The 11,814-nt window shown below is 46.4% G+C and carries 11 protein-coding genes; all 11 read right to left on the reverse strand.

All coding sequences use genetic code 11. The features are described 5' to 3' along the window. Positions 1-47: 47 nt before the first annotated feature. A complete protein-coding gene (gene recG, locus R7E00_RS10850) occupies positions 48-2,129 on the reverse strand; it encodes an ATP-dependent DNA helicase RecG (protein ID WP_258671890.1) in 2,082 nt (693 codons plus the stop codon). Positions 2,130-2,382: 253 nt separating this feature from the next. Beyond that, a complete protein-coding gene (gene trmH, locus R7E00_RS10855) occupies positions 2,383-3,066 on the reverse strand; it encodes a tRNA (guanosine(18)-2'-O)-methyltransferase TrmH (protein WP_017635001.1) in 684 nt (227 codons plus the stop codon). A 52-nt stretch (positions 3,067-3,118) separates the two neighbouring features. Then, positions 3,119-5,239, reverse strand: a complete 2,121-nt coding sequence (gene spoT, locus R7E00_RS10860; protein WP_005379340.1) for a bifunctional GTP diphosphokinase/guanosine-3',5'-bis pyrophosphate 3'-pyrophosphohydrolase — start codon at positions 5,237-5,239, stop codon at positions 3,119-3,121. Between the two features lie 39 nt (positions 5,240-5,278). Beyond that, positions 5,279-5,551 carry a DNA-directed RNA polymerase subunit omega gene (gene rpoZ / locus R7E00_RS10865; RefSeq protein ID WP_005379346.1) on the reverse strand — a complete coding sequence of 91 codons (273 nt, stop codon included), beginning with the start codon at positions 5,549-5,551 and terminating at the stop codon, positions 5,279-5,281. A 181-nt stretch (positions 5,552-5,732) separates the two neighbouring features. Further along, on the reverse strand, positions 5,733-6,356 hold the full coding sequence (gene gmk, locus R7E00_RS10870; protein WP_005379347.1) for a guanylate kinase: 624 nt from the start codon (positions 6,354-6,356) through the stop codon (positions 5,733-5,735). Between the two features lie 448 nt (positions 6,357-6,804). Further along, positions 6,805-8,028: a tetratricopeptide repeat protein gene (locus R7E00_RS10875; protein ID WP_054579406.1), complete on the reverse strand. Its 1,224-nt coding sequence runs from the start codon at positions 8,026-8,028 to the stop codon at positions 6,805-6,807. A gap of 9 nt (positions 8,029-8,037) precedes the next feature. Continuing rightward, on the reverse strand, positions 8,038-8,670 hold the full coding sequence (locus R7E00_RS10880) for an energy transducer TonB (RefSeq protein ID WP_005379353.1): 633 nt from the start codon (positions 8,668-8,670) through the stop codon (positions 8,038-8,040). A gap of 4 nt (positions 8,671-8,674) precedes the next feature. Further along, positions 8,675-9,082 carry an ExbD/TolR family protein gene (locus R7E00_RS10885; protein WP_005379359.1) on the reverse strand — a complete coding sequence of 136 codons (408 nt, stop codon included), beginning with the start codon at positions 9,080-9,082 and terminating at the stop codon, positions 8,675-8,677. 25 nt (positions 9,083-9,107) lie between these two features. Beyond that, entirely contained in the window at positions 9,108-9,635 is a 528-nt protein-coding gene (locus tag R7E00_RS10890) for a MotA/TolQ/ExbB proton channel family protein (RefSeq protein WP_005379363.1), read from the reverse strand. A 9-nt stretch (positions 9,636-9,644) separates the two neighbouring features. Beyond that, positions 9,645-11,006, reverse strand: a complete 1,362-nt coding sequence (locus R7E00_RS10895) for a MotA/TolQ/ExbB proton channel family protein (RefSeq protein WP_182038434.1) — start codon at positions 11,004-11,006, stop codon at positions 9,645-9,647. Positions 11,007-11,009: 3 nt separating this feature from the next. After that, positions 11,010-11,774: a DUF3450 domain-containing protein gene (locus tag R7E00_RS10900; protein WP_064353525.1), complete on the reverse strand. Its 765-nt coding sequence runs from the start codon at positions 11,772-11,774 to the stop codon at positions 11,010-11,012. Positions 11,775-11,814: the final 40 nt, after the last annotated feature.

Here is an 11,814-nt window from a genome sequence, read left to right on the forward strand (position 1 = left end):
TGCTTTTGGCGTGTTAAAAAACGAGCCATTTGGCTCGCTTTCAATCATTACGCTTTGGAGTAAATATCCCGCTCACCCAACCAGCGATCGATAATCGCTGTTGCGTTAGTCGGGTAATTGTCATGAATATGACGCGCAATACGCTGAACTTCGGGAATCAGGCGTTGATCTCGAACTAAGTCTGCGATTTTGAAATCAGCAAGACCTGTCTGCTTTGTACCCAATAGTTCTCCAGGGCCGCGAATTTCTAGGTCTTTCTGCGCAATGACGAAGCCATCGTTACTTTCACGTAGTACTCCGAGACGTTTTTGCGCGGTTTTTGACAGCGGAGAGTGGTACAGCAGCACACAATGGCTAGCAACGGAACCTCGGCCCACGCGACCTCTTAACTGGTGTAATTGTGCCAAACCAAGACGTTCAGGGTTTTCTATGATCATCAAGCTAGAGTTTGGCACATCCACACCAACTTCAATCACTGTCGTTGCGACCAGCAAATGCAGTTTATTGTCTTTGAAATCTTGCATCACCGCTTGTTTCTCTGCAGGCTTCATTCGTCCGTGTACTAGACCAATTTTTACGTCCGGCAGTTTACGTTGAAGCTCTTCTGCGGTATCTGCCGCGGCTTGCGCTTCTAATACTTCCGACTCATCAATCAGGGTACACACCCAATATGCCTGCTTGCCTTCGTTTAAGCAGGCATTTCGGACACGTTCGACGATATCATTGCGTTTGGTATCTGGAATCGCGACAGTCTGGATTGGTGTTCGACCTGGCGGTAACTCATCAATCACCGACGTTTCTAAGTCAGCATAAGCAGTCATGGCTAACGTTCGCGGAATCGGCGTTGCTGTCATGATGAGCTGATGTGGATAAGCGCCTTGTTTTGCACCTTTCTCACGCAGCTCTAAACGTTGGTGGACACCGAAGCGGTGCTGTTCATCAATGATGACCAAAGCAAGGTGATGAAATTCAACGTGCTCTTGGAATAGCGCGTGAGTACCCACTACCATTTGCGCTTCACCACTGGCAATACGAGCCAGCTCGGCTTCCTTTGCCTTACCTTTGAGTTTGCCCGCTAACCAACCGACTTGAATGCCCATGGTTTCAAACCAGTTTGCGAAGTTGATAGCGTGTTGCTCGGCCAATAGTTCGGTTGGCGCCATGAGTGCCACCTGATGGCCATGCTCAATGGCTCTAACAGCGGCCAAAGCGGCAACCAACGTTTTCCCCGAACCAACATCGCCTTGCACTAATCGCATCATTGGGTGCGGTTTTTCTAGATCGGCTTCAATCTCTTGTACTACTCGGGTTTGAGCGTTTGTAGGAGAGAAAGGCAGTTGGGCTAAAAGCTGCGTTTTTAGTTTATTACAAGGACCGAGAGGTAGCGCTGAATCCTTCTGACCTTTGCTACGCACCGCCAGCATCGATAAGTTTTGTGCGAGCAATTCTTCCATGATCAAGCGGATTTGGGCAGGATGTTTGCCTTCGTCAAACTCATCTAAATTAATGGTTGGTGGTGGGCGATGAATGGTGTGCAGTGCTTGCGACATCGTGATTTGATGGTCATACAACCCCGCTGGAAGTAATTCCTGCACTGCGGTTTTATCAAGCAGGGCTAAAGCTTGTTCGGTAAGGTTGCGTAATGTGATTTGGCGTAAACCATCGGTGGTGGGATAAACAGGGGTTAAGCTCTGTTCTACATCGGGCTTTTGCTCGCTGACGTAAAACTTGTAGTCAGGATGAACAATTTCCAAACCCATGCCACCGCGCTTAATTTCACCGTAAGCATGTACTAACTTACCTTGCGTGAAATTGTTCTTCATGGCTGCGGTAAAGTTGAAAAAGCGCAGCGTGATAGTGCCATTACCGTCGCTGATTTTTACCGTTAGCATTTTGCGCTTACCGAAGATGGTGTCGACTGCCATGACCTTACCTTGCACTGCCGCCCAAAGGCCAGCATGCAGTTTGGCAATAGGGTAAATACGAGTACGATCTTCGTAGCGTAACGGAAGGTGAAACAGCAAATCTTGAACGCTATGTAAGCCAACTTTGGCGAGTTTTTCTGCGACTTTCGCGCCAACTCCAGAAAGGGAGGTTAATGGGACGGCAGATAACATTTGGGCGGACATAGAGGGCTCAAGAAAATGGTTAACATAGCAGTATGTTAACCATGGAGCTGTGTTTTTGTACAGGAAAAAATAGTCATGCTTTAGTTAGTGTCATGATTTGACTGATAACCTATCATTCCGAGGAGCTTTAGCGACATCAGGATTCTATTTCCAACAAGTATGTCGCTGAAGTTAACACTATCAGCATCTGTATATTTGAGAATTAGATCCTGAACCACGCTCCTTCGCCGCCGTTCAGGATGACGAAAGTCTGTTACTTGCTTTGCATCTCTTGCCACCACGCGTCATCGGCGATGATTTGACCTTCTTCATCTAGTGGTGGGTAAACGAGCCCTTTTCGTTTCGCGACCTTTGCCAGCACTGGGTGACCACGTTCAAAGAGAATACGGTTGATTGTCTCTTTAGGCAGAGCGCTTTCTTCTCGGTCGTACATGCCTGCGGCTTCACGTTGACGTTGCGCTTCATACAAAATTACGGCACTGGCAACCGATACGTTTAGTGACTGCACCATGCCCACCATTGGGATAATAATGTCTTGATCGGCAAGCTGTTTGGCTTGCTCCGAAGCGCCAACTTTTTCACTGCCTAAAATGATTGCCGTTGGTCTGGTGTAGTCGATCTCGCGAAAATCGACGGCGGTGTCCGAAAGATTGGTCACCAAAACCTGCATACCTTGCGCTTTGAGTTCGGTAATCGCAGTTTCAATCGAATCGTGAGTATCCACTTCAACCCAGTTACGCGCGCCAGCTGAGGTATGGCTCAGCGTACGCATTTTGTCTGGCCAAATTGCGTGAACTTTGTGTAAGCCTGTCGCGTCAGCGGTGCGGATCACAGCAGAGACGTTGTTTGGCTTATGTACTTCTTCGAGACAAAGTGTCAGATCAGTTTGGCGAGTTTTTAGGACTTGGTGAATACGGTTGTAACGTTCTAGGTTCATATTTATTGAGGTATAAAAAATCGCCACCTAACAGAGTAGGTGGCGATAGAGGTTAGTTCTTTCTGCGTCTGACTCGGGTTGCTTGAGGCATTGCCTTAATCTTACGCATGATACCAGCAAGGTGGACACGATCTTTCGTCGTCAACAGCACAGTCACAGTGTATAGACGACCATCACGTTCTTCCGTTGAAAGGCCATGAATGTTTGATCCTGTTTTCGAGATCACGTTGGTAAGTTCTGCAAGAGCACCTTGGTTGTTAAGCATGTCGACTTTAAGTTCAGCAATGAACTCTTTATCGTAGTCTTCAGACCAAGCGACAGCCATATAACGGTCTGGCTCTTTCTGATAACCACGAACGTTCGGACATGTTTCTCGGTGAACAACCAAACCACGACCAGGCGATACGTGAGCAATAATGTGATCATCTGGGATAGGATGACAACAATTTGCAAACGTCAGCAATAAGCCTTCTGCGCCACGAATCGGAAGCTTCTTCTTCGAGTCCGTTGGGATTGAACTTGTTGTCGTGAGCTCTTCGGTGTCACCGAGGAGACGACGTGCGATCACAATGCTCATCAACTCACCCAATCCAATAGCAGCCAATAAATCATCGATGCTTTCTAGGCGAAGATCATTCAAGACTTCTTGGATATTTTCTGGATAAATTGAATCAATCGAGTGACGGCCAAGTGCGTGATTAAGTAGGCGACGACCTAAAGTAATCGACTCTTCACGACGCATCGTTTTCAGTACTTGTCGAATCTTAGTGCGGGCACGAGAAGTCACGACATAGTTCAGCCATGCCGCATTCGGACGCGCACCAGGGGCACTGATAATTTCCACTGTCTGACCGTTTTTCAATGCCTTACTCAATGGGTAAGGGTTACGATCAACACGAGCACCAACACAAGAGTTGCCTACATCGGTATGTACGGCATAGGCAAAGTCGACAGCCGTTGCGCCTAAAGGTAATTCAACGATACGACCTTTTGGTGTGAAGACGTAAATCTCATCTGGGAAAAGATCGGATTTTACGTTTTCAATGAATTCGAATGAGTTACCCGCGCTTTGTTGTAGCTCTAACAGGCTTTGCATCCAACGCTGAGCTTTTACTTGCGCAGTGGTGCCAGACTTGTCGCCTTTGTCTTTGTAAGACCAGTGTGCCGCGACACCTTTGTCCGCCATTTGATCCATATCTTCAGTACGGATCTGAACTTCAACAGGTACGCCGTGTGGACCAACCATGGAAGTGTGTAGCGATTGATAGCCGTTCGCCTTTGGTACCGCAATGTAATCTTTCATGCGACCAGGACGTGGCTTATACAAGCTGTGTACTTGGCCTAAAACGCGATAACAAGTATCAGCGGTATCAACAACGACTCGGAACGCATAGATATCCATGATGGTGTGAAAGCGCTGTTCTTTGGTTTTCATCTTGTTGTAGATAGAGAACAGGTTTTTCTCACGACCAACGACGCGAGCATTCAAGCCGAAATCTTGCAGACGGCCTTCTATTTCGCTGTGAATGCGTTGGATCATCTCTTTACGATTACCACGTGCGGCTTTAACCACTTCTTTCAGTACGCGGTAGCGGTTGGGATATAGCGCCTCAAAGCCCAACTCTTCGAGTTCGGTTTTGATATTGTGAATACCAAGACGATGAGCGAGGGGCGCGTAAATTTCTAACGTTTCACGAGCAATACGACGCTTTTTATCTGGTCGAAGCGCGCCAAGCGTACGCATGTTGTGCGTGCGGTCAGCCAGTTTGATCAGAATGACGCGGATATCTTGCACCATGGCCAGAACCATCTTACGAAAGTTCTCAGCCTGAGCCTCTTTCCTATCGCGGAATTTGAGTTTGTCCAGTTTAGATACACCATCAACCAATTCTGCGACAGTGTTGCCGAATTTCTCTTCGAGATCTTCTTTAGTTACATCACAGTCTTCAATGACGTCATGCAGCAAAGCAGCTTGGAGGGTTTCGATATCAAGGCGCATTTCGGCCAAGATACGAGCCACAGCGACAGGGTGGATGATGTATGGTTCACCGCTAGAGCGGGTTTGCCCTTCATGGGCATCTCTCGCTACCACATAAGATTGACGCAGAGCCTCAATCTGAGGCTCTGTTAGGTATTCTTGGGCAACGTCTTTGAGGCTATCGAATAGATACAAATTATAGGCCCGGGAGGTTGTTGAATTCTAAAGTCAGAATTAACGGTTGTGAGCGATGCTGCTTACTGCCGCTAGCTCTGCCGCTTCTTGCTCTTGCTGTTCTTGACGTTCACGAGCGTCTAGAACTTCTTTAGTAATTAAACCTTCTTCGATTTCGCGTAGAGCGATAACCGTTGGCTTATCGTTCTCTTCTGGCACTAGTGCATCTTTACCGCCAGTTTGCATTTGACGAGCGCGGCGAGCCGCAATCAGTACTAGGTCGAAACGGTTGCCAACTTTTTCAACAGCGTCTTGAACAGTTACGCGTGCCATGAGGACTCCAAATAGTTAACTAAAATTTTAGAATGACGAGAAAGTATACAACCTAACTACTTTATTTACTAGCAATTAGACAAGCCACCGTTTGTGGACTTTCTCAGGTAGTTTATTGTGTTTTTCGCACTGGGCAAAAAACGGGAAATTCTTTATGTTTTACAGCGTGACTTTTTTGAAGTTACTCTGCTAACAACGCGTCAAGCATACCTTTATATTTAGCAGCTTGCTTTTCTTCCTTCAATCTTTCAGCACGCAAGATAGCTTTAAAATCCATCAAAGCGGTATCAAAATCGTCGTTTACGATCACGTAGTCGTACTCGTTGTAATGAGAGATTTCCGACTTGGCTTCAGCCATACGCTTTGCGATCACTTCATCGCTATCTTGACCACGAGTGTTCAAGCGACGCTCTAACTCACCGTTTGATGGTGGCAGGATGAAGATGCTTTTGGCTTCTGGCATTTGTTCACGGATTTGGCGTGCGCCTTGCCAGTCGATATCTAGAAAAACGTCGATACCTTTATTTAGTGTTTCTTCAATCCATACACGAGATGTGCCGTAATAATTACCAAACACTTCTGCGTATTCTAGGAAGTCACCTTTAGCGATCAGGGCTTCAAACTCATCTTTCGCTACAAAATGGTAGTGGACACCATTTTCTTCACCAGGTCGCATGTTGCGCGTGGTGTGAGACACAGACACTTTCATTGCGTAGGTTGGGTTGCGTTCCAACATCGCTGAGATCAAGCTAGATTTACCTGCGCCGCTAGGTGCAGATACGATATAGAGAGTACCTTTGCCCATTGTACTGTTCCACTTTTGATTGGATTGATTGAGTGCCGAAGGAAAGTTCGACATTCTTATAACGATAGCACTGGCATTGAGAAATCAACCACCAAAGGGGTGGATATTGGTGATAATCCCGCCAGAAAAATGGAGGCGAAGAGTATCATGATCTCTATTTTGTTACCAGTTGATCTTTCTGTCTGTGATCGTCCCAGATGAAATAGTTACTTACGCCAGAGTGTTCCTAAACAGCGAAGAAGGAGCGTGGTACAGGACTTACCATCCGCGCACTCTGTTATTAAAACCATTTCTACAACCGTTTAGTGTGCTGATTTTAGGTTTAGAGTCCCGATTTGGCTTGCGTGAGTGACTCTGGTTAAAAATAGGGGTTAATAAAGATAAAACGGAAAAAAGGGGAAGCTTTCACTTCCCCAGGCGTGCGACTGACTCACACTTAATCTTCGAATTATCCTTGAGACTCTAGGAAATTTATCCAAGGGCTAACGGTTGACCTGAATTTTGGCGATTGAGCAGCGCCTTTCATCGCCTGCAAGGCCTTTTGTGGTTGCTTAAGCTCGAAATAGGCCATCCCGCGAATGTATTCAAGTTCTGCCTTTTGCTCTTTAGAGGCACTGGATGCCGCGCTTTCTACAAAACGAGTTGCTTCAGAATACTGCTTGTCTTGTATCATTAAGCGAGCAATCTGAATTTGCGTTTTAGCAGAAGGAGCGAGGTTATATGACTTTTTATAAGCGAGAATTGATTTATCTAGCTCTTTAGCTTGCTGCCAGAAACTGGCTAGGCGGTCATAGTTTTCCTTCGTCTTTTCAATGTTTCCAGCTGCCATTTCCTTTTCAAGAGTTTTGGCTGCTTTATATGGAATACCTTGATAAGCCAAGAAGTTTACAAAGCGTAAATATTCCTTCTCTCCTTCTAGTTTCCCCATTTTGTAAACCATTTCTAGGGTGGCTAGAGAGTTGCGCTCTTGACCTAGCTCCATGTAGACACCAGAAAGTTGCATCCAGTAACGCTTTTTCTGAGGGTACTTTGAAGTCAGAGTTTTGAGTACACTGGCAACGCTTTTCAGCTGGCCTAACTCGTAGTGAGATGCAACGAGAATTAAGTACCAAGACTCACTTGGGCTCTTGCTCATCGCGATGGCTTTTTTGGTTGGCGGGATTGCATTTCTGTAATCTTCCAACTGAACATAGGCGCTCGCTAACGTGATATAAGCATGAGCTTGAGGCTTCTCTTTGGTTGTTTCTGCAACCTTGAACCATTCCTTCATCGTTTTTACAGATAACGTATACTTTTCTTCAGCTAGGTAAAGCTGAGCCAAGCTGTAGCGAACTTGTTGAGCAACAGGAACGGGAAGTGCGTCGAGCTGTAATGCTTCGGCAAAGTATTTTGCTGCTTGCACATAATTGTCTTGTAGCGAATACAAAAAGCCAGTCTGCTGAAGTAAAACTGCTCGGTCGTATTTTTTCGAACTTGTGCTTTCTAAAGCGCTTGCTAGTTTTTCTTTCGCTGCTGAATATTTTTCAGTTGCGATCAACTCTTGCACTTTGTTAACGGTTCGAAATGTCCGATCTGATAACTGAGGAGCTTCTTTTGCCATCGTAGGAGCGGCCATTGCCACTCCTACGAAGAGAATTAAAGAAGCCACTTTGCTTTTCCATAAACTTTTCATCGTGACTCCTTAATTGGTTGAGAACTCTATTTCTTGCGATAGGCGCGAGCTAACAGGTTTCCCGTCAACCAATTTTGGTTTAAATGTCCATTTAGAGACTGTTTTTCTTGCCGCTCGACCGAGGCCTAAGCGTCGTGGTTGCTCTTTAAGAACTTTGATGTCCTCTACGGCACCACGTGCGTTGACAGTAAACTCTAATAAGACGACCCCTTTTTCTATTCCTGCTTTCGCAGCTTTCCTAGGCATTTGAGGTTGGAATGTCGCTAGAGGTGTTGGACCTCCGCTACCCGCGAGTTGCGCACCTCCACCCTGGCTATAATGTCCAAGCACCGAACCACCTGTAACATTTACGGGTAGGTCAAGCTTTGGCATATCCATTGGGGTCTGCTCCATCACCGGTTTTACTGTCGCTGTCACTTTCATTTCTGGCGGCGGCGGCGGACGCTTAGGCGGTGGTGGCTTTGGAAGTTCGCGTTTTTTCTCCTGTATTTTTTCGTCTGGTTTAATGCGAATAAACTCGACCATACGCAGGTCATCATTCGACACTAACTCGTGGCGCTCTTTGTTTACTAGCTTGTCCATCCCCCAGAACAACCCGAGGGAGACAATGAGCGCCAGTGCAATTGAGGCCAGATACCGCATAAGCTTAATCCTTATTGGTTGCGGCAATGGAGATGCTTTCTACACCTGCCATTTTGATCTGGTCCATAACCTTCACGACTACGCCAGCATTTGCTTCAGTGTCGGCTTGGATAACTACTGCGCCATCAGGGCTTTCTGCACGAAGACGTTCAATATTCGCGCGAACCGCGTCCACTTCGATGCGGCGTTTATCAACCCAAACATCACCCGCCGCACCAACTGCGACCATGATGTTACCTTTTTTCACGGTTTGCGCAGAGCTTGCCGTCGGGCGGTTTACTTCTAGACCAGCTTCTTTTACGAACGATGTTGTTACGATAAAGAAGATCAACATGATGAATACGATGTCGAGCATCGGTGTCATATCGATAGCGGTTTCATCACTGCTATCACTGCTATAGCGTCTTTTCATGACCTATACCTCTAATTCCATTTACTCAGGCAATATGCTTTAGCTTATCTTCCAGCTTTTGCGTTGTGACTTTGGCTAAATGATCAAGACGTGAACTAAAGAACAGTCCTGATAGAGAAGCCACCATCCCGGCTAACGTTGGGATTGTTGCCTTTGAGATCCCCGAGGCCATTGCTCGAGGGCTTCCTGTTCCTGTTACCGCTAAGATGTCGAATACTTGGATCATGCCAACAACGGTGCCGAGCAAACCCAGTAAGGGACAAAGCGCAATCAACACTTTCACGATTGGCAGGCCCTTTTTATTCTCAATGTCCTGACGAGAAACAATTTCTTGTCGGATCATCTTAGCGTTCCAGCTCTGGTGCTCTGATCGCCCCTGCCATGAGCCAACGGCTTTTTTCATGGCTTTTGGAGCGACGGCAGCAAAATAGAACCAACGTTCTAACAATACTGCCCAAAGCATAAAGCTGAGGATGAAGATGGCGACGAGTACATCGCCACCCATTCCCAAGAAGCGCCTAATTGATTCAAGTTCTCCAACTAACCACCACATAACGCCTCCTTAGCTTTCGGCTTTATGTAGTTTTTCCTGATAGCGAGCGATGAAGCCTGCACTCTGTTCTTCAAGAGTTTGAACCAAACGACGACCTTTACTGTGTACGATGGTGTACAGGAACAGTAGAGGAATTGCGACAACCAGACCAAGCATCGTAGTAACAAGTGCTTCAGAGATACCGCCAGCCATTAGCTTAGGATCACCTGTACCAAATAGTGTGATTGCTTGGAACGTACCGATCATACCCATTACCGTACCCAGTAGACCTAGAAGTGGTGCTACAGAAGCGAACAGTTTGATTGAGCTAATAAAGCGTTCAATGCTCGGTGCGTTACGTAGGATGATTTCGTCCAGTTTCGCTTCAAGATCTTCAAGGTTGTCACCTTTGTGTTCTTGGTAAGCTTGGATAACTTCACCCAGAGGGTTACCAGGAATCACGGTTTCTGATTTCGCTTGCTTACGCATTTTACCGCCAATCACTTGAAGGCGTAGGAAGCAAACTAGAGCAATGATAGCGCCAACTGCACCCATACCAAGGATGACGTAACCTACAATGCCACCTTGATCAATACGTTCTTGAACGGTAGGGCTTTGTACAAGTAGAGACAGAATTACACCACGGGATGGGTCAATAAACAGTGGCTCATAGCTGTTTGACGCTGACTCAAAGCCCGCAACATGACGTGTAATATTGGTGCGAGGTTGTCGAGAGAGTTCTTCGAACTTACCTGTTTGAGGTACATAAGTAACGTACTTACCATCGGCAATCGCGTTAAATTCACCGACAAGAGTAACATCGCGAACCGCTTCTTTACCTTCGCCATAAACAACCGTTGCTTGGGTTGTTGCTGTCTCGCCTGAGGCAACCACTTGTTGAAGAATGGTATGCCAGAATGCTTCTAGCTCTTGTGTTGATGGCAGTTCTTTGCTTTCAGCCAGTTTCGTTAGTAGAGCGTCACGCTCTGGGAACTGAACAGCGTTTTGAGAGGCTGCAAATAAGCCCTTAAACTCTCCCGCATACTGGCGGACCACACCAAACATTTCGCCCAAAGTACCAGAGCGAACACGTAGGGTTTCTGTTAGTTCAGTTAGCTGCTTATCGTTTTCATCAAATGTTGCTTTAAGTTGATCGCCCAGTGCTTGCTGCGCAGCTAACTCTTCGCGAGCTTGTTGCAATAATACCGCTTGCTTATCGCGATTGTTCTTGAACTCAGCTTCACGGGCTTTGTTCTCTTTCGACTCAACGATGCTTTCTGATTTTACGTTTTTAAGTAGTTCAGATAAGTTTTTAGGCGCTTCTGCTTGTACGCCAGAAACCATAAATAAGCTCGCTAGTAGGCCAGCGGCTAGAGTTTTGAATCCTTTCATCTCTTATTCCTCCCCAGCATATACAGGCAATTTGATTAGCGCTGGTGGCGCTTGCTTCTTCGCGATACGAAGGCCTTGCTGTACCGCTATGCGGTAGCTTTCCGGTAATGTTTCCCATTGACGTGTTTGTTGGTTCCACATACCTGTCTCACCACCGTCTGGAGATTGGAATAAAAGCGCCGTGCGACCAATACGTAGGAAGTCGTAAGTCACGGTTTCCCCATTTCTATCTAGGCTAGCTTTGTAAGATTCAATTGAGCGAGAGAAGCCTTCTTCAATTTGGTAGGCTTCCATCACTTTACGGAATTTCTCAGAAGTCGTTACGTCGGCGCGATCCATGAGACGACGCAGTTCTTGGACACGTTTATTACGTTCTTTTTTCTGGAAAGGCAGATCGAGAGTCACAAACTCATCGAGTGCATCGATCATTTTAAGTGTTAGTGGCACTACTTCTGTTGCCGTTTGATCGATCTGAGCAATTTGGTTATTTAATGAGTCCAATTCACCTTGCTGTGATTGAACCATACGGTTAATTTGCTCGTTGTAGACTTTCATGCTGTCGATTTGACGTAGTAAGCCTTTGTATTCTGCCAACATGCCTTCAGTACTTTCGGCATAATTGTCGATTTTTTGTTGCGAAGCTTCTGAAGATTGATTTGCTTTTGCTTGTGTGGAAACGACAGCACCAGAGCTGGCCGCTATAGAGCTACTACTGATAGTAAGCAATGCTGCAGCTATGGCACTGAGACCAAATTCCTTGAATTTCATGGTTGCATCCTTGTCAGTGTTTTAGTCAGTCGAAAAGGGC

The sequence above is a fragment of the Vibrio sp. Vb1755 genome, from assembly GCF_033338635.1.
GTDB lineage: Bacteria > Pseudomonadota > Gammaproteobacteria > Enterobacterales > Vibrionaceae > Vibrio > Vibrio alginolyticus.

Excerpts from the sequence above, each read along its gene's own strand:
- rpoZ (WP_005379346.1), bottom strand. The coding sequence starts at position 5,551 with ATGGCACGCGTAACTGTTCAAGACGCTGTTGAAAAAGTTGGCAACCGT.
- R7E00_RS10895 (WP_182038434.1), bottom strand. The coding sequence starts at position 11,006 with ATGAAAGGATTCAAAACTCTAGCCGCTGGCCTACTAGCGAGCTTATTT.
- trmH (WP_017635001.1), bottom strand. The coding sequence starts at position 3,066 with ATGAACCTAGAACGTTACAACCGTATTCACCAAGTCCTAAAAACTCGC.
- R7E00_RS10890 (WP_005379363.1), bottom strand. The coding sequence starts at position 9,635 with ATGTGGTGGTTAGTTGGAGAACTTGAATCAATTAGGCGCTTCTTGGGA.
- R7E00_RS10900 (WP_064353525.1), bottom strand. The coding sequence starts at position 11,774 with ATGAAATTCAAGGAATTTGGTCTCAGTGCCATAGCTGCAGCATTGCTT.
- R7E00_RS10880 (WP_005379353.1), bottom strand. The coding sequence starts at position 8,670 with ATGCGGTATCTGGCCTCAATTGCACTGGCGCTCATTGTCTCCCTCGGG.
- R7E00_RS10885 (WP_005379359.1), bottom strand. The coding sequence starts at position 9,082 with ATGAAAAGACGCTATAGCAGTGATAGCAGTGATGAAACCGCTATCGAT.
- gmk (WP_005379347.1), bottom strand. The coding sequence starts at position 6,356 with ATGGGCAAAGGTACTCTCTATATCGTATCTGCACCTAGCGGCGCAGGT.
- R7E00_RS10875 (WP_054579406.1), bottom strand. The coding sequence starts at position 8,028 with ATGAAAAGTTTATGGAAAAGCAAAGTGGCTTCTTTAATTCTCTTCGTA.
- recG (WP_258671890.1), bottom strand. The coding sequence starts at position 2,129 with ATGTCCGCCCAAATGTTATCTGCCGTCCCATTAACCTCCCTTTCTGGA.